The sequence below is a fragment of the Nocardia sp. N2S4-5 genome, from assembly GCF_044628355.1.
GTDB classification, from domain to species: Bacteria; Actinomycetota; Actinomycetes; order Mycobacteriales; family Mycobacteriaceae; genus Nocardia; species Nocardia wallacei_B.
On the sequence record NZ_JBIUPM010000001.1, the window covers coordinates 1,757,854 to 1,782,873 of the forward strand.

The following is a 25,020-nucleotide window of genomic DNA, read 5'->3' on the forward strand; positions in this document are numbered from 1 at the left end:
TCACGCCTCCTTTCCGGCAAGCACGCCCGCGGCGGCCTTGCGTTCACGAGCGAACTGCTGCACGGCGCCCAGGCCGTTGACCGAGGGTTTCGCCCAGAACGGCGAGCGCGAGGCCATCATCATCAGCGGCGCGGTGACCAGATACAGCACGATGACGTCGAGCACGGTGGTCAGGCCGAGGGTGAACGCGAAACCCTTCACCTGCCCGGCGGCCAGGATGTACAGCACGGCCGAGGCGATCAGGCTGACCGTCTTACCGGACAGGTTGGTCCGCTGCGCGCGAGCCCACCCGCGCGGCACGGCCGAGCGGAAGCTGCGACCCTCCCGCATCTCGTCCTTGATTCGCTCGAAGAACACCACGAACGAGTCGGCGGTCATACCGATACCGATGATCAAACCGGCGATACCGGCGAGGTCGAGGGTGAAATTGATCCACCGGCCCAGTAGCACGATGATGCCGTACACCGCGACACCCGAGGCGATCAGCGAGAATCCGGCCAGGAAGCCGAGCATGCGGTAGTAGAGCAGGCAATACAGCAGCACCGCCACCAGACCGATCGCGCCCGCGATCAGGCCAGCCTTCAGCGAGGACAGGCCCAGCGTCGCCGACACCGTCTGCGCCTCGGAGGTGGCGAACGACAGCGGCAGCGAACCGTACTTCAGCTGGTTGGCCAGTTCCTTACCGGTCTTCGAGTTGAAGTTGCCGGTGATCTGCGTGCTGCCGCCCTGCTGCGGACCCTGCTGCACCTGCGGCGCGCTGATCACCTTGGAATCGAGGGTGAAAGCGATCTGCTTGTAGACGTATTCGCCGGTGAGCGCGGCCCAGGCATCGGCGTTCTTGAACGTCAGGTCGACCGCCCACCGCGACTGCTGCTGATCGAACTGCGCGCTGGCGTCCTTGATGTCCTGGCCGTCGATGCGGCTCTTGTCCAGCAGGTACACCTGGGCACCGTCGGTGGAGCAGGTGACCAGCGGCAGATTCGGGTCGTCGTTGCCGGTCAGCGGGTCGGGCTTGTCGCACGTCAGCGTCGCCAGCGCGAGTTTCTGGATCTGCGGATCGGTGCTCTGCCGCAGCGCCTTGGCGTTGGCGATCTCCTGCTGGGTCTGCTGGCCCGGAGTGAGATTGCCGGGCGGCGGCGCCGGCGTCGTGGGCGGGGCGGGATTGTCGGTGGGTGTCGGAGCCTGAGCCGGGAAGACCCGGTTCTGGGCGGCGCCGCCGGTCTCACCCGACGACTCCGTACCACCGGTCGCGCCGGAGGGCGACCCGCCCGCGGGTTCCGGGACGGGGGCGCTCGTATCGGGCGCACCACCCGGCTGCGGCGACTGGTCGGTCGGCGGTGTCTGCGGTTCCGTACCGGGTGTGGAGGCCCCACCGGGCGCCTGGCCGCCGCCTTGCGGCTGCGCGGCCTGCAACACCGGACGGATGTAGAGCTTGGCGGTGGTCGCCAGGGCCTTCGCCTGCTGACCGTCTTCGCCGGGAACGGTGATCACCAGGTTGCTGCCGTCGATGACGACCTCGGACCCGGCGACGCCGAGCCCGTTCACCCGGGATTCGATGATCTGCTGGGCCTGCTTCAGGCTGTCTTGGCTCGGCTTGCTGCCGTCCGGCGTCCGCGCGGTGAGCGTCACCCGGGTGCCGCCCTGCAGGTCGATGCCGAGCTTGGGCTCCGGGGATTTGTCGCCGGTGAAGAACACCAGCGCGTAGATCACGGCCAAGAGCGCGGCATAGACGCCGAGCAAGCGCAGTGGATGCCCCGTTCCCTTGGAAGGTGGCACAGTACTTTTCTCCTAGGCGGTGTCGAGTGGGGCGAGCGGAACGTGCGGGCACGCGCCGACGCCATCACACCGCGCGGTCGCGGCGGTGCGATGGCGGGTGCGCTCAGTCCTTGCCGAGCCGGGTGGCGGCGTCCTCGGCCGATGCGGCCGGCTTGTCGGCAGCGGGCTTCTCGGCGGCGGGCTGGTCGGTGGCATCCGCCGCCGGCTCGACGTCGTCGGACGCGGGGGTCTCTTCCGCCTCCGTGGCGGTGGAATCGGTGGCGTCGGCTTCCTCGGTACGCACGTCGCGGACCGCGGCGCGCAGCCAGGTGGTGACGACGTCCTCGGCGATCTCCAGGTCGACGGTCGTCTCGTCGGCATCGACCACAGTGCCGTACAAACCCGACGTGGTGGTGACGCGGTCGCCGATCTTCAGCGCCTCCTGCATGGAAGCGACCTTCTCCGCCTCCCGCTTCTGGCGGCGGACACCGAGGAACATCGGCACGAGCAGGGCTACCAGCAGCAGCGGAAACAGCAGTTCCATCGTCGTAGTCGGTCCCTAGTCTGTGGGTTGGGATGGGTATTTACCCACACAGTCTGCCAGTCCCCCGCAATACCGCCACACCCGCACACCCCGCACCGCCGCGGACTATGCCGCCTGCTCCCCGTAGGTGTAGTCGTCCAGCGGGAAGCGCACCGCCTCCCGGTGGGTGGTGAGGGTGCTGTTGGGACGCAACAGGGCCGCCTCGCCGTGCTGGTTGAAGTAGTAGCTGCGGGCGGTGGCGCACCGGCCGCCGTAGAACACCGACGAGCCCAGCTTCTTCGTGACGTAATCGAGGAAGCGCGCGTTGGCCTGCTCGGTCACCTCGAACACCTGCTCGCCGCGGCGGAACATCTCGCCGAACAGCCGGCCCATGTGCTTCATCTGCGCCTCGATGGTGGTGAAGTAGGACAGGCCACTGTAGGAGTACGGGCTGTTGAGGCTGAGGAAGTTCGGGAACTTGGGCACGGTGATGCCCTCGTACGCCTGGAACCTGTTGTCGCGCCAGAACTTTCCGAGATTCACCCCGTCGCGGCCGATGATCTCGATGGCCGGGAAGTTGACGTCCCACAGGTTGAAGCCGGTGGCCAGGATCAGGGTGTCGATCTCGGTCTTGTGGCCGTCGGCGGTGACGATGCCGTCGGGCTCGACGTGATCGATGGAGTGGGTCTCCAGCCGCACATGGGGTTCGTTGAAGGTCTTGAAGTAGGTGTTGGAGAAGGTGGGCCGCTTGCACCCGAAGTCGTAGTCCGGGGTGAGCTTGCGGCGCGTCTCGGGATCGTGGACCTGCGCCCGCAGATGCGCCTTGGCCAGCAGCGCCGCGCCCTTGTTGCCGAGTTTGGCCTGCCGGTAGTGCAGCACGCCGGCCACCATGAGCAGTTCGAGCGCACTGGTGTTCACCAGGCGCGCGGCCTTCTGGGTGAGCGGCGCCGTGGCGAACAGCCGCTGCACCGGCTTCGGGATCGGGGTGTCCACCTTGGGCACCACCCAGATCGGGGTGCGCTGGAACACCGTCAGTTCGGCGACCCGCTTCGCCGCCTCCGGCACCAGCTGCACCGCGGTGGCGCCGGTGCCGATGATCGCGGCCTTCCGGCCGGTGAGGTCGACGTCGTCCTCCCACGCGGTGGTGTGCAGGATCTTCCCCGCGAAGGTATCGATGCCGGGGAACGGCGGCGTGTAGGGCTGGGACAGGAAGCCGGTGGCGGCCAACAGATAACGGGCGGTCAGGGTCTCGCCGCCGTCCACCGAGACGACCCAGTGCCGCTGCTCCTCGTCCCAGCGGGCGCCGCCGACGGACTGGCCGAACCGCATCCGGCGGCGCAGGTCGTACTTGTCGGCGACGTGCTCGGCGTACTTCTTCAGCTCGGCGCCGGGCGCGAACAGGCGCGACCAGAACGGATTCGGCTCGAAGGAATAGGAGTACGTGACCGAGGCGATGTCCACGGCCAGGCCGGGATACCGGTTCACATGCCAGGTGCCGCCCAGATCGTCCTCGCGCTCGAGGATGACGAAATTGCCCAGGCCGAGCCGGTCCAGCTCGATACCCGCGCCCATCCCGCCGAATCCGGCCCCTACGACCACAGCGTCGTACCGAGGTGCCACGTCGAACCTCCCCTGTTACCAGAAGTATCTATTACAGAATGACACATCATTCCGTTGCGGAACACCGTATCATCGGCGTCGTGCCGAAGCCATCCACACATCTCGAGCGTCGCAAGGCCGAGCTCCGGCAGGAGATCATCGACACCGCGTTCGCCTGTTTCGCCGAAAAGGGCTACCACGCAACGGGTATCGCGGACATCGCGACAGCGCTCGGGATCGGCCACGGCACCTTCTACCGCTACTTCGCCAACAAGCGCGACATCATCGACCACGTCATCGACGATCTGGCCGCCCGCATCATCGACTCGCTGGGCACCGACAACGCCCCCGACGCGGCGACCACGCTGGACGAGTACCGCGCCCAGGTGGAGCGCATCGGCGCCGCCCTGAACCGGATCTTCCTGGAGGATCGCCGGGTCTCGCAGCTGCTGTTGTTCCAGGCGACCGGCATCGACAGCGAGCTGACCCAGCGCCTGTACGGACTGCTCGACACCGCCGACGCCCTCACCGCCGGATACCTCGAGCACGGCGTCGAACTGGGCTACCTGCGCGCCGACCTGGACACCGCGAACACCGCCAAGGCGGTCACGGGCATGATGCTCGCCGGTGTCGTGCACGGTCTGCGCGATCCCGATCCGGCGGCCGCCGCCGACCTGACCCAGGCCATTCGCCGCCTGCTCATCGACGGAGTCCGCAGGGACTGAACCCGGGAAGCTCCGTGCCGGACGGGTTCTCCGGCACGGGAGGCCGCACGCGGGTTGCCTACGATAGCCACGCGTGTGCGTGCCGCGGTCGAGACCACGGTGCCTTCGTGGTGGCGGCCGCGCGAGGGACAGAGGGAACTACACCGTGACAGAAGACCCGCAGTGGTGGAATCAACCGGCACAGGGCTCCGGGCCGCAACCACCGACCGGGCATCCGCCGTACGCGCCGCAGCCGCACGGGTATCCGCCCGCGGCGCAGCCGTACGAGTATCCGCCGCTGGATGGGCAGCAGCCGTTTCCCGGCCAGTACCCGCCGCCCGCCCCGTACGGCGCCCCGCCGCCGCGCGGGAACAACACCGGGCTGATCGTCGGGCTCGTGGTCGGCGGCCTGGTGCTGGTGCTGGTGGCCGTGGGTGTTGTTGTGGCCGTGAGCAAGTCGGGGTCCGGCGAGAACACCGCGGCGGGGACGACCACCACCTCCGCGGCGCGGTCCAGCGCTGCGGCGAGCAGCGCGCCGACGACCGAGTACACGACCGCGCCGCCCACGGCGGCGCAGCCGGGTTCCACGACGACACCCGTCGTCCCGGGCTTCCAGGGCGTCGCCGTGCCCGCGCGCGGCATCGCCTACGACGTTCCCGCCGGATGGAAGATCGACAAGGAGAGCATGATCCGCGGTTTCGAGGACGGTCGCGGCAACCGGATCTCCGGCACCGGAACCGCCGTCGACGGTGAGGACTACTGCCCGTCATCGAACCGGACGATCACCTTCGTCAGTCGCTCCGATCAGCCGAACCCCGCGACCGCCGCCACCGATGTCGGCAAGAAGGCCGCCGACTACGGCTTCAACGCGCCGTCCGACGCCACCGCCACCCCGGCGGTCTCCCTCACCACCAGCACCGGCGTCGCCGGCCAGATGGTCGAAACCTCCGGCACCTGGCACGCCGACAACCCCGGCTGCACCACCACCCGATTCTCCGTCTACACCTTCGCTTTTCCCGGCCCGCAGAATCCGACGCTGGTACTGACCATCGCGGCCGATCGCGGCGTCCCCGGCGAGATCACCCCCGACGTTGCCCAGCAGATCTTCACCAGCATCCGCAAACTCTGAACAGGGTCAGGAGTCGAACAGGTCCAGGGTGGGGTGGGGTTCGCGGCCGCGGACCTCGATGGAGCCGAAGACGAGATCGGGGGGCGGGACCAGGCCCAGGTGTTCCCAGGCCGCGGCGGTGGCGACGCGGCCGCGGGGCGTGCGGGCGACCATGCCGGCGCGGACCAGGAAGGGTTCGCACACTTCCTCGACGGTGGCCGACTCCTCGCCGACCGCCACGGCCAGCGTCGAAACACCCACGGGCCCACCGCCGAAGCTGCGGACCAGCGCGCCCAGCACGGCTCGGTCGAGGCGGTCCAGGCCCAGGTCGTCGACGTCGTAGACGGCGAGTGCGGCGTGCGCGACGGCGCGGGTGATGACGCCGTCCTCGCGCACCTCGGCGTAGTCGCGGACGCGCCGCAGCAGCCGGTTGGCGATGCGAGGCGTGCCGCGGGAGCGGCCCGCGATCTCGGTGGCCGCGTCGGGATGGATCCGCACGTCCAGGATGCGGGCCGAACGGAGCAGGATGAGGCGCAGTTCGTCGGCCTCGTAAAAGTCCATGTGGCCGGTGAAGCCGAAGCGGTCGCGCAGCGGGCCGGTCAGCGCGCCGGATCGGGTGGTCGCGCCGACCAGTGTGAACGGCGCGATGTCCAGCGGGATCGACGTCGCGCCGGGACCCTTGCCGACGACCACGTCGACCCGGAAGTCCTCCATCGCGAGGTACAGCATCTCCTCGGCGGGCCGGGCCATGCGGTGGATCTCATCGATGAACAGCACGTCGCCCTCGACCAGGTTGCTCAGCATGGCGGCCAGGTCGCCCGCGCGTTCCAGCGCCGGCCCGGACGTAATGCGCAGGGCGGAGCCGAGTTCGGCGGCGATGATCATCGCCATGCTGGTCTTGCCGAGGCCGGGCGGACCGGACAGCAGCACGTGATCGGGTGTGCCGCCGCGCTGTTTGGCGCCACGCAGCACCAGTGCCAGCTGTTCGCGCACCCGGGGCTGGCCGATGAAGTCGCCCAAGGACTGCGGGCGCAGACTGGCTTCTATCTCGCCGTCGGACCGCAGATAGCTGGGGGTGACCTGGGATTCGGACTCGTCGTGCGGGTCGGTCATCGGCTGCCCTACTTGTTCTTACCGAGCAGGCCGAGCGCCGCGCGCAGCGCCTTGGCGGTGTCCAGGCCGGGCTGGTCGGTGAGGACGGTGTCGACGGCGGGCTCGGCCTGCTTGGCCGGGAAGCCGAGACCGGTGAGCGCCTCGACCACCTGTTCGCGCACCGGCGTGACGACCGGGACGGGCCCGGTGCCGGGCGGGCCGGATTGCACCGGAACAAGATTCACCTTGTCGCGCAACTCCACCACCATCCGCTCGGCGCCGCGCTTGCCGATGCCGGGCACGCGGGTGAGCGCCGCGACGTTGCTCTCGGCCAGCGCCTTGCGCAGAGCCTCGGGTTCGAGCACGGCGAGCACCGCCATGGCCAGCCGCGGGCCGACGCCGGTGACGGTCTGCAGCAGGCCGAACAGCTCGCGGGCCTCGGTGTCGGCGAAGCCGTACAGCGTCATCGAGTCCTCGCGCACGATCATCGCCGTGTAGAGCCGGGACTCCTCGCCGCGGGTGAGTCCGGCCAGGGTGGAGGGGGTGGCGTTGAGCCGGTAGCCGACTCCGGCGGCCTCCAGCACCGCGTGGTCGAGTCCGATCTCAAGCACCTCACCGCGCACCGACGCGATCACCCGGATACCGCCTTCCGTTGCTGGACAAGCCTTTCGGCGTATTTGCGCTGCGCCTGCGCCGCCTGGGCCTCCGCCTTCGCCATTCGGTCCAGCATCGGGGCCCGCCAGCAGTGACAGATCGCCAGCGCCAGCGCGTCGGCGGCATCGGCCGGTTTCGGCGCCGTCCGCAAGCCTAGGATGCGGGTGACCATCGCCGTCACCTGAGCCTTGTCCGCCGACCCGTTCCCGGTGACGGCGGCCTTCACCTGGCTGGGCGTGTGGAAGTGGACCGGGATGTCGCGCCGCGCGGCGGCGAGTGCGATCACCCCGCCGGCCTGCGCGGTGCCCATGGCGGTGCGCACGTTGTGCTGGGAGAACACCCGCTCGATCGCGACCGCGCCGGGGAGGTGCGTATCCATCCACTGCTCGGCCGCGTCGGCGACCAGCAACAGGCGCTGAGCGAGGTCCATATCCGGCGGGGTGCGCACCACGTCGACGGCGAGTGCCGTCACCTGTCGTCCGAGCCCGCCCTCGACGATGCTCACACCGCACCGGGTGAGCCCGGGATCGACGCCCATCACCCGCACGAAAAGCACCCCTCCACATCCGCGAACAGTTGTTCGAAGTCTAACGGAGTACGCCCGGCCGTCGCCCCACCGACACGGGGTGGATCCCCGCGTTCAGACCTGTAAGCAGGCGGGCAGGCCCAGCAGTGTCGGGTCGGCGGCACGGCGGGCCCATTCCCCGGCCGGGTCGGCGACGAGCTTGCGGGTGGTCAGGTCCAACAGGCCGCTGACGTGGCTGACCGTGGCGGACAGTTCGCCGTCGCTGCGGGTGAGGGCGTGCTCGACGCGATAGGTCTTGCCGCCGGACCACGTCCAGGAGCAGGTGACCTCGACGCTGTCGCCGGCGCGCAGTTCGCGGTGGTAGCGCAGGGTGGTCTCCAGGTTCACCGGCCCCAGGCCCGCGCGCAGCAACTCCTCGACGGAAATGCCCGCTGCCTGAACACATTCGAAGCGCGCGTGGTCGGCGTACTGCTGATAGGCGGCGCCGGTGACGTGCAGTTGCGGGTCGACATCGCCGATACGGACATCGATGCGGATCGAGAACGGTTCGTACGAATTCGCCACCGGCACACTCTCCCAGAGGGCACCGACAAGTTCCGGGTCGGCCGGCGACGGCGAATCGAGTGTGCCTCCGCGGAACAGACCTTCCGGTCGCCTACGGTGGTCGGATATGGCCTGGATTCTGCTCGTCCTGTCCGATCATCGCGGGCGTGGTGGGCCTGAAGCTGTTCCACTGAGCGCGGGTCCATCGGATTCGCAGCGGATTCACAGCCGATCTCGAGCAAGCCAGCCGACAATGACCCGGTGTTTCCCGCGCCGATGGACGTGCCGACGACGACCACCGTGGCTCCGCCGCCACCGTCGCTGCCGTCCGCGAACCTGCACCCGTACAACGGTTTTCAGCACGGCGTGGCACTGCTGCACGGCTGGCTGCCGCCGACCGTGGAACTGCTCGCGGCGGCACTGCTGATCGTCGCGGTCGCACGGGGCGCCCGGCGCTGGTGGTTGGTGCGGATGCCGATCTGCGCGCTGCTGGGGATTGCCGGGGCGGTGGCCGCGTGGGCGTACCTGAACAACGAGGGCCTGGCCTCCGATCCGGCTCCGCCGCTGCTGTGGGTGTGCGTCGGCGCGACCGTCGGGGCCCTGGCCGTGGCCGTGCTGGGCTGGCCGCGGGCGCGCTGGTGGCGGCGGACGGCGGCGCTGCTGGCCGTCCCGGCGACCCTGCTCGGTACGGGCGTGGTGCTCAACCAGTGGGTGGGCTACTACCCGACCGCGCAATCGGCGTGGAACGCGCTCACCGCGGGGCCGCTCCCCCATCAGACCGACCTGGACGCGCTGCCCGCGCTGCGGAACACGAACATGTCCAGCGGCGTGGTGGTGCCGGTGCGAATTCCCGACTCCGCCAGCGGTTTCAAGCACCGCACCGAATACGTGTACCTGCCGCCCGCCTGGTTCGCCGGGGCCGCCCCGCCCGCGCTGCCGGTGGTGATGATGATCGGCGGCGAATTCAACACGCCCGGCGACTGGCTGCGCAGCGGCCAGATCATGCCCGACATCGACAAGTTCACCGCGGCCTCCGGCGGGCAGGCGCCGATCCTCGTCTTCGTCGATTCCAGCGGCAGTTTCAACAACGACACCGAGTGCGTGAACGGACCACGCGGGCACGCCGCCGACCATCTCACCGGCGATGTCGTGCCCTATGTGGAGTCGGCCTTCGGCGCCGCGCGGAATCCGGCGGACTGGGCGGTCGTCGGCTGGTCGATGGGCGGCACCTGCGCGATCGACCTGACGGTCATGCATCCGGAACTGTTCCATACCTTCGTCGACATCGCCGGGGACCTCGGTCCGACCGCGGGCACGAAAGACCGGACGGTGCAACGGCTCTACGGCGGCGACCCCGCGCAGTGGGATCGATTCGACCCGCTCACCGTCATGTCGGGGCACGGCGCCTACACCGGTGTGGCGGGGCTGTTCGACGACCTCACCCCGCCGCGGCGCGCGGGCGGCAACCGCCGTCCGCCCGCGGACGACGACGCGGCGGGCCTGCACGGCCGCGACGGCGTGGTCGACACCGGTGAGGTCGGCGCCGCCGAAAAGCTTTGCGCCGCAGGCCGGTCCGCGGGGATCGACTGCACGATCCACACCACCACCGGCGGCCACACCTGGCAGTTCGCGTCGGCGGCATTCGCCTCGTCGTTCCCCTGGGTGTCCGCCCGGCTGGGCCTGCCGAGGCGCTGAGTACCGCGGCTCAGACCTCGGGTAACGGAATCAGTTCCAGGTGCTCGGGCAGCGCCGGCGCCGAGGTGCACGTCCCGCGCCCGGTCACCATGCTCACCCCGCCACCGTGCGCGACCAACCACTTACCGCACACGCACCGCAGATATCGAACCGTCCGGTGCGAGGACACATGCATCGGTGCGGGCCACGAGCAGGACGGGCATGCGACGGACATACCCAACCCTGCGTAACGACCGACCGTTTTGCAATCACCCCACCGGCGTGGCGACCGAACTCGTGATCCGTCCGGCGGACGCCGGCACTTTCTCGGGAGCCGGGGCGTTGGCACTGGTAGACAGCCGACGTCGGCGTAAAGGAGTCCGGTATGAGCGAGACAACGATGCTGCGGCCGGGGACCGGGGTGGTGTCGTGAGCGTGGTCGGGACCGTGCTGGGGTACGTGCTGACGGTGTTTCTGCTGCTGCTCATCGCGCGGTTGATCGTGGACTGGGCGGAGATGCTCGGGAACAAGCCGCAGTGGCTGTGGAAGGTCCGGCGGTTCACGCACGCCGCCACCGAGCCGGTGATCGCGCCGGTGCGCAAGGTGCTCAAGCCGGTCCGGCTCGGCGGTGTGGCGCTCGATCTGGCGTTCACCGTGGTGTTCGTCGCCGTGCTCGTCCTTCGTGCGATCGCCTTCAGTCTGTAGCCGATACATACTCGAGGCCGCCCTCCCGGCGGGAAGGCGGCCTCGGGCGCGGCGTGCTCAGTCGTCGAGTTCGGCGAGGACCTCGTCGGAGACGTCGACATTGGTGAAGACGTTCTGAACGTCGTCGCTGTCCTCGAGGGCATCGACGAGTTTGAAGACCTTGCGGGCGCCGTCGGCGTCGACGGGGACCGTGGTGGAGGGCTGGAAGCCGGACTCCGCCGAGTCGTAGTCGATTCCCGCCTGTTGCAGCGCGGTGCGCACGGCCACCAGATCGCCCGGCTCGCTGATGATCTCGAAGGACTCGCCGAGATCGTTGACGTCCTCGGCGCCGGCGTCGAGCACCGCCATCAGCACATCGTCCTCGGACAGGCCGTTCTTCTCCAGCGTGACGATGCCCTTGCGGCTGAACAGGTACGACACCGAACCCGGGTCCGCCATGTTGCCGCCGTTGCGGGTCATCGCGACCCGCACCTCGCCGGCCGCGCGGTTGCGGTTGTCGGTGAGGCACTCGACGAGCACCGCGACGCCGTTGGGGCCGTACCCCTCGTACATGATGGTCTGCCACTCGGCGCCGCCGGCTTCCTCACCGCCGCCCCGCTTGCGCGCCCGCTCGATATTGTCCAGCGGGACCGAGTTCTTGCGCGCCTTCTGGATGGCGTCGTACAGCGTCGGATTGCCGTCCGGGTCACCACCGCCGGTCCGGGCCGCCACCTCGATGTTCTTGATCAGCTTCGCGAACAGCTTGCCCCGCTTGGCGTCGAGGGCGGCTTTCTTGTGCTTGGTGGTGGCCCATTTGGAGTGGCCGCTCATTCCCTACTTCCTTCGAGGTCGGTGTGCTCGGGATCCGATAGACAATTCGAGCAGTCTACTGGTCGGTCCCGCGGTCGCTGCCGGGCGGCGTCACGAGGGCCGCACGGCCGCCCGTTCCCGCACGGAGTCGACGAACAACCGATGCACCCGCAGATCTCCGGTCACCTCGGGATGAAACGAGGTCGCCAGGACGCCGCCCTGGCGGACCGCGACGATCCGCCCCGCCGCCGGACCGGACGGTACCCGCGCCAGCACCTCCACGCCGTCGCCGACCCGCTCGACCCACGGCGCCCGGATGAACACGGCGCGGACCGAGTCGTCCAGTCCGGTGAATTCCAGATCGGTCTCGAAGGAATCGACCTGACGGCCGAAGGCGTTGCGCCGCACCGTCATATCGATGCCGGACAGCGACTGCGCGTCGGGCCGGGTGTCGAGAACCTCGCGGGCCAGCAGGATCATCCCCGCGCAGGAGCCGAATGCGGGCATGCCGTCGCGCAGCCGCTGCCGCAGCGGCTCCAGCAGCCCGAACACCTCGAGCAGCTTGGAGATCGCGGTGGATTCGCCGCCGGGCAGCACGAGCCCGTCCACGGCGGCCAGCTCCGTCTCCCGCCGCACGCTCACCGGCTCGGCGCCACAGGCCGTCAGCGCGTGGAAGTGCTCCCGCACATCGCCCTGCAACGCCAGCACACCAATCGTCGGTTTCACGAGTCGAGCATACGAGCCGGCGCCGTCGTGCCCGTTCGCCCCCGAATTCCTGTGGCCCCGCTCACCCGTGCCGTCGAGGCCGGTGGCCGGCCCCGGCCTCGCGGGCGAGGATGGCCGCTTGCACGCGGGACTGCACACCGAGTTTGGTGAGTACCCGGGAGACGTGGGTCTTCACGGTGGTTTCGCCGATGTAGAGGCGGGCGGCGATCTGGGCGTTGGACAGGCCCTCGCCCAGACAGGACAGGACCTCGCGTTCGCGCTCGGTCAGGCCGGTGAGCAGGTCCGGTTCGGGCTCGGCGGGCGGCCCGGTGGTGGCGAAGGCGGTGATGACCGCGCGGGTCACCTCGGGCGCGAGGACGCCGTCTCCGGCGGCGACGGAACGTACCGCCGCGAGCAGCGCCTGGCTCGACACCGATTTCAGGATGAATCCGGACGCCCCGGCGCGCAGCGCGCGGAAGACGTATTCGTCCAGGTCGAAGGTGGTGAGGATGAGTACCCCGGCCAGACTCTCGGCGGTGATCTGGGCGGTGGCGGTGATCCCGTCGACGCCGGGCATCCGCACGTCCATCAGCACCACGTCCGGCCGCAGCGCCCTGGTCTGCGCGACCGCGATGTCGCCGTCGGCGGCCTCGCCGACCACCTCGATATCCTCGGCGGTGTCCAGGATCATCCGCAGCCCGGCCCGGATCGCTCCGTGGTCGTCGGCGATCAGCACCCGAATCGTCATGCCACCTCCGGTCTTTCGCGAATCGGCAGCCGGGCCGCCACCACCCAGTCGTCGGAATCGGTGGTGGCGGAGAAACTTCCGCCGAGCGCCGCCGCGCGTTCGCGCATATTGAGCAGGCCGCGCGGGGGATGGTCGGCGGCGGGCGGGGACGGCGCGGCGGGCAGCCGGTTGCGCACCGACACCGCCACGCCGTCCGCGTCGGCGTGCACCGCGATATCGACCTCGCGACCCGGCGCGTGCTTCATGGCGTTCGTCAGCGCCTCCTGCACTATTCGGTACGCGGCCTGGTCCACCGCGCTCGGCAGGTCGGCCTCGAGGCCCGAATCACGCAGGCGCACAGTGGTTCCGGCGGCGCGGGCGGCGTCGACCAGGATGGCCAGCTGGGCCAGCCCGCGCGGCGCGACGGCACCGTCCGCGCCGCCGTCGTCGCGCCGCAGCAGGCCGATCATGGTGCGCATCTCCTGCAACGCGCTGACGCTGTTGGCGCGGATCGAGCCGAGGATGCCGGTGACGGCGGAATCGGGATCGTCGCGGGCGAGCACGCCGAGCGCGGCCTCGGACTGCAGCGCGATGGCGGACAGGTGCCCGGCGATCACGTCGTGCAGGTCACGGGCCATGGTGCGGCGCTCGTCGGCGACGGCCGCCCGCCGGTCCAGGTCGGCCACCAGCGTCAGCGCCTGCGCGCGGGTGCGTTCGGCCGCGGCCAGTTCCTTGTGGTGCCGCACGGCCAGCGCCCACCAGATCGACATGCCGGCGAACACGGCGGCCGCGGCGACGACGATCGCCGGAGCCCGCCAGTCGCCCGTGAGTACGAAAACCACGACCGCGCAGACGACCGTCAGCACCACGCAGCCCGCCGTCACGATCCGCGAAACCCGATGGCTCCCATACAGACACGCCGCGTAGATCAGATCGGAGTACACGATCCACACCGGCACCGTGGGACCCAGCGCCAGATCGATGGCCACCGGCGCCAGCCCGGCGAGCAGGGCCGCCACCGGCGCCCGCCGCCGCAGCAACGTCGCCGCGCACAGCAGCGCCAGCACCGCGAACCGCGCGGACAGCGGCGTCGCACTCGCGCCACTGAGCGGGTACACGCCCGACAGGTACAGGACGCCGCCGACGGCGAACGCGAACAGCGCCACCAGCGCGTCCTGCGTATTCGCCGACAGGGCGCCCCACTGCTTCACCGGACCATCACAGCACAGCACCGGCCGGAACCGGGTCCGCCGAAGTGATGACCGCCGATCGGTCCGACAGCCGACGCCGCGCCCGCGCGCGCCGCGCGAGGCTGACCGGCGTGATACTGATTCCGGCTCTCATCGGCCTGGCGCTGGTCGACAGCACCAGCATCGGCACGCTCATCGTCCCGGTGTGGCTGCTGCTGGCGCCCGATCGGCCACCGGCGCGGCGGCTGCTCTGCTACCTCGCCGCCATCGCGGTCTTCTACTTCGCGCTGGGCGTGCTCCTCATGACGGTCGCGGGCGCGGGACTCGACCGGCTCGGCACGCTGACCCACAGCCCGGTCTTCCTGGTGCCACAACTGCTGCTGGGCATTGCGCTGTTCGCGGTGTCGTGGCGGTTCGACTCCAACAAGCGCAGGGCGCGCGGCGAACCCGATCGCACCGCGGTCTGGCGGGCCCGCACGCTGCGCCGCCAGTCCTCGGCCACCGGGCTGGCCGTGCTGGCGGTCGGCGCCGGTGCGTTGGAAGCGGTCTCGATGGTCCCGTATCTGGCCGCGATCGGGCTGCTCGTATCCAGCGACGTCCCAAGCGGTTTCGCGGTCGCGCTGCTGGCCGGGTACTGCGCGGTCATGATCGTCCCCGCGCTGCTGCTGACCGCCGGGCGCACCCTGCTGCACACGGCGATCGAACCGTTGCTCGCCAAGCTGGACCGCTTCTTCTCCCGGTACGCCGACAGCGCGACCGGCTGGGCGCTGGCCATCGCGGGCATCGTGCTGGCCCGCGGCGCACTCGGCGGCCTCACCGGCGGTTAGCGCGTGAGGACCCCGGGCCCCGGTTTCGGGGACCTTCCTCCCACTGCCCGTCACGCCGGATCCGGGCAACCTGGTCGGTGACGTCGACACTCCGATCTGGAAGGACGGCCCAGTATGGCCAGTGCTCTGCCGGACGACGAAACCCTCGAAGTCGCCCTCGGCATGGCGGTGCGTGCGCCGTCGGTGCACAACACCCAACCGTGGCGCTGGCGGGTCGCCGCCGACCGTCTCGAGCTGTACGCCGATACGGACAGGCATCTGCCCTGCACCGATCCGGTGCAGCGCGCGCTGGTGGTGAGCTGCGGCGCGGCGCTGCACCACATGCGGGTCGCGCTGGCCGGACTGGGCTGGACCGCCACGGTCACCAGGCTGCCCGATCCGGACCGACCCGAACTACTGGCGACGATCACCACGACGCCGCGCCCGCCGACCGACACCGACATCGAACTCACCGCCGCGATCCTGCTGCGCCAGAGCGATCGGCGGCGCTATGCCGCGATCGACGTCCCGCACGGCTACATCCGGACGGTGTCCCGCCGCGCCAACCGGTTCGGCGCCGCGGTCCGCCACGTGCCGCCCGTGCTGCGGGCCCGGCTGGCGGGATCGATCCGCTGCGCGGCGAGCCGGCATGCCGAGGATCCGGCGTATCTGCGCGAACTCGTGGCCTGGAGCGGACGGCACGACAGCCCGGACGGTGTCCCGGCCCGCAACACGCCCCCGGCGCGCCCCGGCGACGAACTTCCCAGCCGGGCGTTCGCCGATCCGTGCCTGGCCGACGCCGACGCGAGCACCGACGCCGCGGAGTGGCTGGTGGTCTGCACGGCCGGTGACGATCGCCGCTTCCAGCTGTCCGCGGGGGAGGCGACCAGCGAACTGCTGCTCACCGCGACCGACCTCGGGTTGTCCACCTGCATCCAGACCGAGCCGCTCGGCATGCCGGATCTGCGCCGCGACATTCGCGAGGCCGTGCTGCACGATTGCGCATTCCCGCAGACGATGGTGCGCCTCGGCTGGGTGCCGGCCAACAGCGCCCCGCTGCCGACCACACCGCGCCGGGCGATCGGTGACGTCCTCGACCACTGATCACTGCCGGGTGTGGATCAGGCCCATCCGGGCGGCGAGGACCGCCGCCTCGGTCCGGCCCCGCACGTCGAGCTTGCGCAGCACTCGCGACACGTAGTTCTTGATCGTCTTCTCGGACAAGTACATTCGCTGGGCGATCTGCCGGTTGGTGAGCCCGCGGCCCAGTAGGCCGAGGACGGTACGTTCGCGCTCGGTCAGCTCGGCGAGCGGCCCGTCCTGCCATTCGGCCTGGGTGCGCAGCGCCGCCACGACCGCGGCCGTCGCGCGCGAATCCAGCAGTGACCGTCCGGCCGCGATCTCCCGGATGGCCTCGACGAGTTCCGGTCCGCGCGCGTCCTTGACCAGATAGCCGTCGGCGCCCGCGACTATCGCCCCGAGCATGGACGGTTCGTCGGCGAAGGCGGTGAGCATCAGGCAGCGCAGCCCCGGCACGGCGGTCAGCAGATCCCGGCACAGCTCGTCTCCGTTACCGTCGGGCAGCCGGAAGTCGAGGACGACGACGTCGGGGTGGACGGCCGGGACGCGGGCCCGGGCCGCGGCGCAGGTATCCGCGTCGCCGACGAAGGTCAGGTCGGTCGTCTCGTCGAGGAGGTCGCGCAGCCCGCGCCGGACGACCTCGTGGTCGTCGACGACGAACACATCGACCATCGCAGCCTCCTCGCCTCGACGGTGGCGCGCGGGGCAGCCATGCAGCTATCGAGCGGCTACCCGCCGGGGAGGGCCGTCAAACGATGGGCGCGCGTCAGCCCTCGCGCAGGTTGCGGATCAGGCCCTCCTGGACCACGGCCGCGACGAGTTGGCCGTCGTGGTTGAAGATCCGCCCGCCGGTCAGCGCGCGGCCGAAGCCGGCCGACGGCGAGGCCTGGTCGTAGAGCAGCCAGTCGTCGGCGCGGAACGGGCGCAGGAACCACATGGCGTGGTCCAGCGACGCGTTCTGGGTCGGCTCGTCGGGGTGGATGACCTTCGACGATCCCAGCAGCGTCATATCGCTCATGTAGGCCAGGGTGCAGACGTGGAACAGCGGGTCGTCGGGCAGCGAGTGCCGGTAGCGGAACCACACCTGCTGCTGCGCGACCAGGCCGTCCTTGCGGGTCACCTGATCCTGCGGGATGGTGCGGATGTCCCAGTGCTCCCATTCCCGCATGGCCCACAGCCGTTCGGGGCTCATGGAGATGCGGGCGTCCGGAAGGTCATGCGGCAGTGGGACTTCCGGCATCTCGTCCTGATGCTCGGGGCCCTCGTCGCCGCTGTGGAACGACGCCGACATGGTGAAGATGGCCTCGCCGTTCTGCACGCCGGTCACCCGGCGGGTGCAGAAGGATCGCCCGTCGCGGATGCGCTCGACGAGGTAGACCGTGCGCTCCTGCGGGTTGCCCGGCCGCAGGAAGTAGCCGTGCAGCGAGTGCACCTGGTACGACGGGTCCACCGTCCGCACGGCCGAGACCAGCGCCTGTCCGGCGACCTGCCCGCCGAACGTCCGCGGCAGCTGGGTCTTCGTGGACGCGCCACGGAAGATGTCCCGCTCGAGCCGTTCGATCTCGAGGGCCTCTTCGATCGTCGCCATCAACCGTCCTTCCGGGAATCAACCTGCTCAGGTTAAACAATGGCGAACATCTTCCGGTGCCCGGCTCACCGGCCCGGTGATCCGGATCTCGCCCGGCGCGGCGCGGGCATGATGGTCGGGTGCCCCCGTTCGCTCCGATCACCGCCGACGCCCTGGCGGATCTCGTCGCCGAGCGCGCGCTCGCCCTGCCCGGACCGGCCGTCGTCGCGGTCGACGGCGCCGACACGGCCGATCCGGTGGGGTTCGCCCGCACCGTCGCCGCCCGCCTGCCCGCCCTGGGCCGCCCGTCCGGGGTCGTCGCTTTGCACGACTACATCCGTCCGGCCTCGCTGCGCCTGGAGTTCGGCCGCGACGAAACGACCTATCGCACAGCCTGGTTCGACTACCCCGGCCTGAACCGCGAAGTCCTGCAAGCACTGCGCGAGCAGCACCGCTGGCTACCCGCCCTCTGGGACGAGAGCACCGACCGATCCGCCCGCGCCACAACGCTTCCCGCCACCCCCGACACGGTCCTGTTCGTCGCGGGCCCCATGCTCCTGGGCCGTGGCCTCGACTTCGACCTGACCATCGAACTGCGCCTGTCGGAAGGCGCCCTGCGCCGCACCACCACCGACCCCTTCACCATCGACGCGCTCCTACGCCACCGCCGCGACACCCCCGAACAGCCTGACGTACTTGTCAATTGGGACCACCGAGACCGCCCCGCCATCCGGAGCGAATAGTGCCCTCGCGGGCCGTCGGCTGGACGGGCACAGAGGGATTGCGCGATTGTCGTAGGCGTGGGCGCAGAGGACACCGCACGGGAGCGGCATCGAATCGGCCGCCGCGCATGGTGGTTGACCGGCGCGCTCCTGCTCGTCGCGGTGGTGGCTTTCCGCGGCTGGTGGTGGGAGCTGTATGTCAGGTGGTCCCGCGGCCCATTACCCGAGGCCGATCACCTACTGGGACACTCGGTGCTGTTCTGGGGGCGTCTCGGGAAGGGACTTCAGCTCGTAGCCGGCCTCCCCGTCGTCTTCGATCTACTCGGCGCGGCCGCGTTGAACGACTTCGGCAGCCGGTACGCGGAGCGCCTGCGCGCGGCGAGGGCCAGGATCACGGCGACGCGCGACGCGGCACGATTGCTGGAACGGCTGCGCGCGTTCGAGTCTCGCGTGAAATCCGATCTGACCGGCGAGCACCGAGAGCACGGCACCCCCGAGTACGAGGCACTGCTGGACGCCATAGCCGACGCGTTCGACGGCGAACTCACCTGCAACTCTTGCAAATACGCCATGCCACAACTTTCGACCGTTGATCAATTCCCGGTGCCCGCACCGGATCCCCGCATCTACAAATGGGAATGCTCGCACGGCCGGAAGGCTTTCGAGACCCGGGTCGAAGCGACTTTCGTCCGGGAGCTGACCGAAAAGGAGCGAACAGCGTGGCGTAATGCCGAAGACGTCGACCGGTGGGTGGAGCCGCTCGGCACGACCCTGCTGTGGGCACTCGTCCTCGGCAGCGTGACCTTGATCGTCGCCGAGTCGCAGGACTGGTGGCAGCTGCCGGGACTCGCGGCGGGAATCCCGGTCGCGGTGGCGACGCTCGCGGTGTCGGCGTACCTGACGACCGACCCCGACAGACGCCGCCGCACCGGGGCGGCTCTGGCCTGGCTCTGGGTTGCCATGTCCTGCCTGCCCGTCCCGATAACCCGATCGATCGTCTGGGTCATGAACCGCGAACGTCCAGCCCACCCACTGCGCTGGACAGCCTTGTTCCTGTTCATCCTCGGCTCCCTCCTCGACCTGCTGGCCGCCTAGGTGGTGCCGGAACAAATAGGTGGAGAATCGCACCGGCGCGGCTCACGATGGTGCGATGGTGGTCGGGGAAAATACCTCGTTCAGGACCGGCTGGGCCGAATTGCCGCGATCGGTCCGGGCCGAAGTCGAGCGCGGGCTCGGCAGCCCGGTCCGGGCGGCGGTTGGGCAGACGGGCGGGTTCACTCACGGCGTGGCAACCCGGCTGGTTCTCGCCGACGACCGAAGGGCTTTCGCCAAAGCGATTCCCGTCGATGACGCCTTGGCCGGAATATACCGAGCGGAGGCCATGATCACGGCCGGGTTGCCGCGCTCGGTGCCCGCGCCACCGCTGCGGTTCACCGCCGAGACCGACGGCTGGTTCGCGATGGTGTTCGACGATGTCGAGGGCCGCCATCCCCGCCTCGGCGATCCCGCGGACCTGGCCGCCGTGCTGGCCACCATCGAGCGACTGGCGGAAGTGTTGACGCCGAGCCCGCTGCCCGAGGTGCGCACCGTCACCGACTCCTACGGGCCCGCGCTGAGCCGCTGGCAGCAGTTCGCCGAGCACGGCCCGCCACCGGACCTCGACGACTGGTCGCGACGCAACCTGGACCGGCTGGCCGAGCTTCGAGGCCACCTGGCCGGAGCGCTGCGCCGGAGAGACGTTGCTGCACACCGACCTTCGGCCGGACAATATGCTGCTCAGCTCCGACGGCACCGTGTCGATCGTCGACTGGGCCGCACCGTGCCGCGGCGCGGCCTGGGCAGACCTCGTCATATTGGCGCCGTCGATCGCCCTCGCCGGGATCGACCCCGATCCGATTCTCGCCGTACACCCCGTCACCCGCGCCGTCGACCCGATATCCATCGACGCGCTCGTGTGCGCACTGACCGGATTCTGGGCGTACAACAGCCGCTTGCCGATCCCGCCGCGATCGCCGAAACTCCGTGCCCACCAGGCCCGTTCGGGTGACGTGACGCGGGAGTGGCTGCGGCGGCGGTGGGGCTAGCGGTTTGTCGAGGTAGGTCGGTTTGGTAACCGTGTCGAGTTGGTGTTCGTCTCCACCGGCATAGATGCTGCCGGTGGAGGCCGGCGACACGACACCCCGGGGGCCGCCACCCACCGGGGGTGCCCGTCGTATGCCGACCGGTGAGTCGAGAGCGCCGAAGCGCAGCGAGGGGTGCCTCATTGTAGGAGTTCGAACCAGTGACCACCGCTTCTCGGGGGAACACCGGCGATTCACGTGATACCCAAGTCGTCTTGTGCAGCACAGAATGCAAGTGGTGAGACGGAGGGAACGGGCCGGTTTCGACACGATTGGAACAGCGCCAACCCGGGTCGACACGTGGACCCAGACTTGCTTTCGCCGTGTTTTCCGCCGCCGAGGAGGGCTAATCGATCTAGTCGTAAATGATGCGAAACCTGCACTACGGGTGATCGTGCTATCGACGCCATTCAAAAGCAACGATGAAAGGGCAAGAATTGCGAACACGGATCCTTGCGTTCTCGGTGATCGTCGCCGGTCTGACTGCCATCTCCGGTGGGATGGCAGCGGCAACACCGACTCCGAATCACGCCCAGGGAGATTATCCGAAGATTAGCGGCAACCACTCAACGGAACGAAGTTGTTTCCGGACCAAGGGTGAGTATAGTCGCTATTATAATACGTCGGACTGCATATTGGGTTCCGCCGGGGTATGGTTTTTCTGGTATTGGCCGAAATAGGTATTCGGACCTTGATCCTGTAGGCACTCAGATCGGTGCCTTTCGGAAAGTATTGGCGCAGGAAACCATTGGGTGAGACCACGTCTTACGTCGACTACGGTTCATCCCAGCGAGTCAGCCCGTCAACGCCGTCACGGATGGCACGGCGGCCGACGTGGCCTTCGGATCTGGACAGCAGCAATTCCGGCAGCTCCCACGGCTTTCCGTCATGCAGAACCGGCCCGCGCAGCGGGACAGTCATGCAAAAACTATTGGGAGACAGGGCTAGTCGATTGTCGGGGTGGGGGTGAAGTGGGCGGCGTAGTGGTTTACGTAGTGGCGGCCGGAGTGGTGGGCCAGTTCGGTCATCAGGGCGTCGGTTTCGGTGCGGACGGTGGTGCGGTCGAGGGGTGGGAAGGTGCGGGGGTGGCCGAAGACGATGTGGACGCGGGCGGGGCGTAGCAGGCGGCGGCCGCGGCGGTTCACCAGGTCCGTGCCCGACAGGGCCACCGGGATCAGGGGGGCGCCGGTGTGCATGGCGACTCGGATCGCGCCGGTGCGGCCGCGGTAGACCCGTCCGTCCGGGGAGCGGGTGCCTTCTGGGTGGATGCCCCAGACGCCGCCCGATTCGAGAATGCGCACGGCCGCGTCCAGGGCCGCGGCCGAGGCGGACCCGCCGGAGCGGTCCACCGCCACCTGGCCGGTCGCCGTCATCACCCATCGGTTGATCCGGCCGCGCAGCCCGCGCTCGGTGAAGTACTCCCGCTTGGCGATGAACGTGATCCGCCGCGGCAGCACCAGCGCGAGATACAGCGAGTCGATGGCGGCCAGGTGATTGGCCGCCACGATCACCGGGCCGGTGCGCGGAACATGGTGCAGCCCTTCGACCTTCGGTCGCCCGAGGAGCCGCAGCAGCGGTCCGAGCAGCACGTACTTCAACAGCCGATACGCCATCGATCACCTTTCCCAGAGTTGCGTAGACACTGTCTACCAGAGTTGGCAGACAGTGTCTACAATGGCGTCCATGACTGAGGAGTCGCTGCGCGAGCGCCTGGTGGCGGCCGGGGTCGAGCTGCTGGAGGAGGCGGGTGTCGCGCGGCTCGGGTTGCGGACGATCGCGCGGCAGGCGGGCGTCTCGCACGGGGCGCCCCGGCGGTACTTCCCGACGCACGCGGCGCTGCTGTCGGCGATCGCCGCGCGCGGATTCGCCGATCTGCACACGCGTTTCGAAGCACACCCGGAGCAGCCCGCGCGCACCCGGATCGGCGCGATGACCACGGACTACGTGCGCTTCGCCGCCGACCGGCCCGAGATGTTCAACCTCATGTTCCGCCACGACCTGCTGGAGGGGTCCGGCGAGCAACTCCGCCGCCGGACCCTCCCGATGTACCGCCGTTTCGCCGGCCTCGTCGCCGAGTGCACCGCCGACGACAGCGGGCAGCGCGCGCTTCAACTGTGGGCGAGCGTGCACGGCACCGCGGTCCTGGTGGCCAACCGCAGCCTCGCCCTCGTCGCCCCGGGCACCGACCCGATCCACCTGGCGGCCACCCTGGTGGACCGGCATCTCGAGCCCTGACGCTACGAGCGCCGACCCGCCGAAGATCAGCGGCGGACCGCGGCCGACCGGTGCAGGGTCAGACGCGGCCAGTCCCGCATATCGCGCCGCAGTTGGCGGTCGTGGGTGGCCACCACGACCGCGGCCGGAGTGGCGCGCAGGGCCTCGGTGAGTTCGTCGACGAGGGTGATCGACAAGTGGTTGGTCGGCTCGTCGAGAAGCAGGAGATGCGGCCGGAATGCCAAGGCGCAGGCGAGGTCCAGACGGCGCTGCTGCCCCATGGAGAGTTCGCCGATCGGCTTGTTCACCTCCTGGGAACTGAGCAGACCCAGCGACGACAGGCCGACCACCTCGGCCTCGGTGAGCAGCCCCGCCGTCACTGCCGCCTCCACGTGCGCCCGGAACAGCTCACGCGCCCGCCGCCGCGGCGGATAACGAGACTCCTGCCGCAGCAAATGGATTCGCGCCCGGCGAGCCCGATGCACCTGCCCCGCACCGGGTTCGAGCACTCCGGCGAGCACCGCCAGCAGCGTCGACTTACCCGCGCCATTGGGACCCGCGACCACCAGGCGGTCACCGGAGTCCACCGACAGCTCGACCGGCCGCGCCAAGCGTCCGTCCACGGTCACATTCTCGGCCCGCACGAGCGTAACCCCCGGGCGCACAGGCAGTTCCGGCATCGCGAACCGCTGCGGCGGCGTCGGCGCGGTGATCCGATGCCGTTCCAGTTCGTCCTGCCGCCGGTGCACGGCGCGGGCCAGCGACCCGGCCCTGGTGGCGCGCTGGTGTTTCCCGGTGCCCTTGTCGGGCCGCCACCCGGTGACCAATCGGTTCTGCGCCGCCGACAGATCCTGCGCGAGCCGCGCGCGGTCGGTCTGTTGCTGCTGATACTCCTCCGCCCAGCGCTCGAGTTCGGCGCGCCGCCCGGCCTGATAGCCGGAGTACCCGTCGCCATAGATACGCGGCTTGCCGTCACGAGTCGGATCCAGGTCGAGGATCGTCTCGGCGACATCGGACAGCAGGGCCCGATCATGGCTCACCACCACGATTCCGCCCGCGAAGGCGCGCAACCGGGCGGTCAGGAACTCCAGCGCGGCCCGATCGAGATGGTTGGTCGGTTCGTCCAGCAGCAGGAAGTCGTCGCCCGCCGCCAGCAGCACCGCCAGCCGTACTCGATACCGCTGTCCCACCGACAACGTCCGCAGCGGACGCTCCCGATCGGTCACGGCCCCGAGTCCCGCCAAGGCGACGTCGACGCGCCGGTCGGCGTCCCACGCGTCGAGCAGTTGCGCGAGATCCAGTGCGGCGCTGTACTCTTCGTCGGCCCCGGGCAGCCCCTCGGTCAGCGCCGCGGTGGCGGCGTCGAGCCGCCGCACGGCCTCCCGGGCCGCCGCCAGGTGCTCGTCGACGATGTCCCCGACGGTGCGCTCGTCGTGGTCGGGCATCTCCTGGGTGGCCAGCGCCAGCGTGCCGATCCGCTGCACGCGGCCCGCGTCGGGTGCCAGCAGTCCGGCGAGCACGTGCAGCAGCGTGGATTTGCCGCGCCCGTTCTCGCCGACGACACCGCACCGCGAACCGGGTGAGACGGTCAAGTCGACACCGTCGAGCACGGTGCGTTCACCGCGCCGCACACGGATGTCCGAACAGGTCAATTGGGCCCGCGCACCGGCAGGCCGAATCCGGATGGTCATAGCTTCCTCCGGGCACACGACACCGCATCGCGGAAAGGGAAGTGCGCCTTGATCGATGAATGCGCGCCGACGGCGCGACGGGACATCGGAACGGGGCCTACGGCGATCCGCCGGTGCGGACGCGGGCCCGGAGCTTCTAGAGGAAGTACAAGTGCACGACGTCGAGGGTAACAAGATCGCGTACCGGAGTCGAAGGCATTTCCGTCGCGACGGTCACACTCCGAAATGGGCAAGTTCAGTGTTCGTTAGCTCACCCGCAAGCTAGCACCGGGATGCTCGTGGGTACTGCAGTACCAGGTGAGTACGGACGAGGGGTGTCGAGTGGTGAGTGGGTGGCAGGTGCCGGTACCGCAGCGGCGATCGGAAGAAGCGGCGCAGGAGCGAAGTCGTGAACGCGGCGCGCCCCGCACCGTGCGAATGATCGTCGACGCCGAGCAATGGCTGCGGCCGGTGGTCGTGCACGACGAGGACGCCATCCTGCGGGCATACACCACCGCCCTGGCCGAGCAGGCCACAGAGGACTGAA

At 69.6% G+C, this 25,020-nt stretch carries 26 protein-coding genes and 1 pseudogene; 11 read left to right on the forward strand and 16 right to left on the reverse strand.

All coding sequences use genetic code 11. The annotated features are described in order from the left end of the window. From secD to ACFMRZ_RS07595, 3 genes are all read right to left on the reverse strand, one after another. Positions 1–1,776 (reverse strand): protein translocase subunit SecD, encoded by a 1,776-nt coding sequence (secD, locus tag ACFMRZ_RS07585; RefSeq protein WP_400178474.1) that lies wholly within the window; start codon positions 1,774–1,776, stop codon positions 1–3. 103 nt (positions 1,777–1,879) lie between these two features. Further along, positions 1,880–2,299 carry a preprotein translocase subunit YajC gene (gene yajC / locus ACFMRZ_RS07590; protein WP_400178475.1) on the reverse strand — a complete coding sequence of 140 codons (420 nt, stop codon included), beginning with the start codon at positions 2,297–2,299 and terminating at the stop codon, positions 1,880–1,882. A gap of 105 nt (positions 2,300–2,404) precedes the next feature. Next, the gene (locus ACFMRZ_RS07595) at positions 2,405–3,898 is read right to left on the reverse strand and encodes a flavin-containing monooxygenase (RefSeq protein ID WP_400178476.1); all 1,494 of its coding nucleotides are present in this window, start codon (positions 3,896–3,898) and stop codon (positions 2,405–2,407) included. 71 nt (positions 3,899–3,969) lie between these two features. Between ACFMRZ_RS07595 and ACFMRZ_RS07600 the strand changes: the two genes are divergently transcribed. Together ACFMRZ_RS07600 and ACFMRZ_RS07605 are read left to right on the forward strand one after the other, a co-directional pair. After that, positions 3,970–4,602, forward strand: a complete 633-nt coding sequence (locus tag ACFMRZ_RS07600; RefSeq protein ID WP_400182798.1) for a TetR/AcrR family transcriptional regulator — start codon at positions 3,970–3,972, stop codon at positions 4,600–4,602. 145 nt (positions 4,603–4,747) lie between these two features. Further along, entirely contained in the window at positions 4,748–5,710 is a 963-nt protein-coding gene (locus ACFMRZ_RS07605; RefSeq protein WP_400178477.1) for a hypothetical protein, read from the forward strand. Between the two features lie 6 nt (positions 5,711–5,716). Here ACFMRZ_RS07605 and ruvB read toward each other — a convergent pair whose 3' ends face one another. The 4 genes from ruvB to ACFMRZ_RS07625 form a co-directional block, all read right to left on the reverse strand. Continuing rightward, complete coding sequence (ruvB, locus tag ACFMRZ_RS07610; protein WP_400178478.1) at positions 5,717–6,802, reverse strand: Holliday junction branch migration DNA helicase RuvB; 1,086 nt, start codon at positions 6,800–6,802, stop codon at positions 5,717–5,719. Between the two features lie 8 nt (positions 6,803–6,810). Next, positions 6,811–7,416 (reverse strand): Holliday junction branch migration protein RuvA, encoded by a 606-nt coding sequence (gene ruvA, locus ACFMRZ_RS07615; protein ID WP_280362945.1) that lies wholly within the window; start codon positions 7,414–7,416, stop codon positions 6,811–6,813. After that, positions 7,413–7,982, reverse strand: a complete 570-nt coding sequence (ruvC, locus tag ACFMRZ_RS07620; protein ID WP_400182799.1) for a crossover junction endodeoxyribonuclease RuvC — start codon at positions 7,980–7,982, stop codon at positions 7,413–7,415. The genes ruvA and ruvC overlap by 4 nt, the downstream gene beginning before the upstream one ends. Positions 7,983–8,075: 93 nt before the next feature. Continuing rightward, complete coding sequence (locus ACFMRZ_RS07625) at positions 8,076–8,525, reverse strand: acyl-CoA thioesterase (protein WP_400178479.1); 450 nt, start codon at positions 8,523–8,525, stop codon at positions 8,076–8,078. A gap of 255 nt (positions 8,526–8,780) precedes the next feature. Here ACFMRZ_RS07625 and ACFMRZ_RS07630 point away from each other — a divergent pair, with 255 nt between their 5' ends. Together ACFMRZ_RS07630 and ACFMRZ_RS07635 are read left to right on the forward strand one after the other, a co-directional pair. Then, positions 8,781–10,199 carry an alpha/beta hydrolase gene (locus tag ACFMRZ_RS07630; RefSeq protein WP_400182800.1) on the forward strand — a complete coding sequence of 473 codons (1,419 nt, stop codon included), beginning with the start codon at positions 8,781–8,783 and terminating at the stop codon, positions 10,197–10,199. 408 nt (positions 10,200–10,607) lie between these two features. Then, positions 10,608–10,883 (forward strand): YggT family protein, encoded by a 276-nt coding sequence (locus ACFMRZ_RS07635; protein WP_280272529.1) that lies wholly within the window; start codon positions 10,608–10,610, stop codon positions 10,881–10,883. A gap of 57 nt (positions 10,884–10,940) precedes the next feature. On the opposite strand, the gene ACFMRZ_RS07640 is transcribed toward ACFMRZ_RS07635, so the two are convergent. The 4 genes from ACFMRZ_RS07640 to ACFMRZ_RS07655 all read right to left on the reverse strand — a co-directional run bounded on the left by ACFMRZ_RS07640 (position 10,941) and on the right by ACFMRZ_RS07655 (position 14,315). Further along, positions 10,941–11,693 (reverse strand): YebC/PmpR family DNA-binding transcriptional regulator, encoded by a 753-nt coding sequence (locus ACFMRZ_RS07640; RefSeq protein WP_280272530.1) that lies wholly within the window; start codon positions 11,691–11,693, stop codon positions 10,941–10,943. 90 nt (positions 11,694–11,783) lie between these two features. Continuing rightward, positions 11,784–12,398 (reverse strand): pyridoxal 5'-phosphate synthase glutaminase subunit PdxT, encoded by a 615-nt coding sequence (pdxT, locus tag ACFMRZ_RS07645; RefSeq protein ID WP_400178480.1) that lies wholly within the window; start codon positions 12,396–12,398, stop codon positions 11,784–11,786. Positions 12,399–12,459: 61 nt separating this feature from the next. Continuing rightward, positions 12,460–13,125: a response regulator gene (locus ACFMRZ_RS07650; protein WP_400178481.1), complete on the reverse strand. Its 666-nt coding sequence runs from the start codon at positions 13,123–13,125 to the stop codon at positions 12,460–12,462. Beyond that, positions 13,122–14,315: a sensor histidine kinase gene (locus tag ACFMRZ_RS07655; protein WP_400178482.1), complete on the reverse strand. Its 1,194-nt coding sequence runs from the start codon at positions 14,313–14,315 to the stop codon at positions 13,122–13,124. Before ACFMRZ_RS07655 ends, ACFMRZ_RS07650 begins: the two co-directional genes overlap by 4 nt. 47 nt (positions 14,316–14,362) lie before the next feature. Between ACFMRZ_RS07655 and ACFMRZ_RS07660 the strand changes: the two genes are divergently transcribed. Together ACFMRZ_RS07660 and ACFMRZ_RS07665 are read left to right on the forward strand one after the other, a co-directional pair. Next, on the forward strand, positions 14,363–15,121 hold the full coding sequence (locus ACFMRZ_RS07660; protein ID WP_400178483.1) for a GAP family protein: 759 nt from the start codon (positions 14,363–14,365) through the stop codon (positions 15,119–15,121). Between the two features lie 114 nt (positions 15,122–15,235). Continuing rightward, a complete protein-coding gene (locus ACFMRZ_RS07665) occupies positions 15,236–16,204 on the forward strand; it encodes an Acg family FMN-binding oxidoreductase (RefSeq protein ID WP_400178484.1) in 969 nt (322 codons plus the stop codon). Here ACFMRZ_RS07665 and ACFMRZ_RS07670 read toward each other — a convergent pair whose 3' ends face one another. Continuing rightward, positions 16,205–16,852, reverse strand: a complete 648-nt coding sequence (locus tag ACFMRZ_RS07670; RefSeq protein ID WP_280272536.1) for a response regulator transcription factor — start codon at positions 16,850–16,852, stop codon at positions 16,205–16,207. Between the two features lie 94 nt (positions 16,853–16,946). Continuing rightward, on the reverse strand, positions 16,947–17,768 hold the full coding sequence (locus ACFMRZ_RS07675) for an acyl-CoA thioesterase (protein ID WP_400178485.1): 822 nt from the start codon (positions 17,766–17,768) through the stop codon (positions 16,947–16,949). Positions 17,769–17,887: 119 nt separating this feature from the next. Between ACFMRZ_RS07675 and ACFMRZ_RS07680 the strand changes: the two genes are divergently transcribed. The 3 genes and pseudogenes from ACFMRZ_RS07680 to ACFMRZ_RS07690 all read left to right on the forward strand — a co-directional run. Then, complete coding sequence (locus ACFMRZ_RS07680) at positions 17,888–18,490, forward strand: hypothetical protein (protein ID WP_400178486.1); 603 nt, start codon at positions 17,888–17,890, stop codon at positions 18,488–18,490. Positions 18,491–18,547: 57 nt separating this feature from the next. Further along, positions 18,548–19,564, forward strand: a complete 1,017-nt coding sequence (locus tag ACFMRZ_RS07685; protein WP_400178487.1) for a hypothetical protein — start codon at positions 18,548–18,550, stop codon at positions 19,562–19,564. Between the two features lie 638 nt (positions 19,565–20,202). Next, positions 20,203–20,553 (forward strand): annotated as a pseudogene (locus ACFMRZ_RS07690) (phosphotransferase); the annotation flags it as partial. An 810-nt stretch (positions 20,554–21,363) separates the two neighbouring features. On the opposite strand, the gene ACFMRZ_RS07695 reads toward ACFMRZ_RS07690, so the two are convergent. Together ACFMRZ_RS07695 and ACFMRZ_RS07700 are read right to left on the reverse strand one after the other, a co-directional pair. Then, positions 21,364–21,510 (reverse strand): hypothetical protein, encoded by a 147-nt coding sequence (locus tag ACFMRZ_RS07695; protein ID WP_400178489.1) that lies wholly within the window; start codon positions 21,508–21,510, stop codon positions 21,364–21,366. Between the two features lie 23 nt (positions 21,511–21,533). Then, positions 21,534–22,202: a lysophospholipid acyltransferase family protein gene (locus ACFMRZ_RS07700; protein ID WP_400178490.1), complete on the reverse strand. Its 669-nt coding sequence runs from the start codon at positions 22,200–22,202 to the stop codon at positions 21,534–21,536. Positions 22,203–22,272: 70 nt separating this feature from the next. Between ACFMRZ_RS07700 and ACFMRZ_RS07705 the strand changes: the two genes are divergently transcribed. Next, the gene (locus ACFMRZ_RS07705; protein WP_400178492.1) at positions 22,273–22,824 is read left to right on the forward strand and encodes a TetR/AcrR family transcriptional regulator; all 552 of its coding nucleotides are present in this window, start codon (positions 22,273–22,275) and stop codon (positions 22,822–22,824) included. A gap of 26 nt (positions 22,825–22,850) precedes the next feature. Here ACFMRZ_RS07705 and ACFMRZ_RS07710 read toward each other — a convergent pair whose 3' ends face one another. Further along, positions 22,851–24,494, reverse strand: a complete 1,644-nt coding sequence (locus tag ACFMRZ_RS07710; protein ID WP_400178493.1) for an ABC-F family ATP-binding cassette domain-containing protein — start codon at positions 24,492–24,494, stop codon at positions 22,851–22,853. Between the two features lie 324 nt (positions 24,495–24,818). Between ACFMRZ_RS07710 and ACFMRZ_RS07715 the strand changes: the two genes are divergently transcribed. Next, positions 24,819–25,019 carry a hypothetical protein gene (locus ACFMRZ_RS07715; RefSeq protein ID WP_400178494.1) on the forward strand — a complete coding sequence of 67 codons (201 nt, stop codon included), beginning with the start codon at positions 24,819–24,821 and terminating at the stop codon, positions 25,017–25,019. Position 25,020 lies beyond the last annotated feature (1 nt).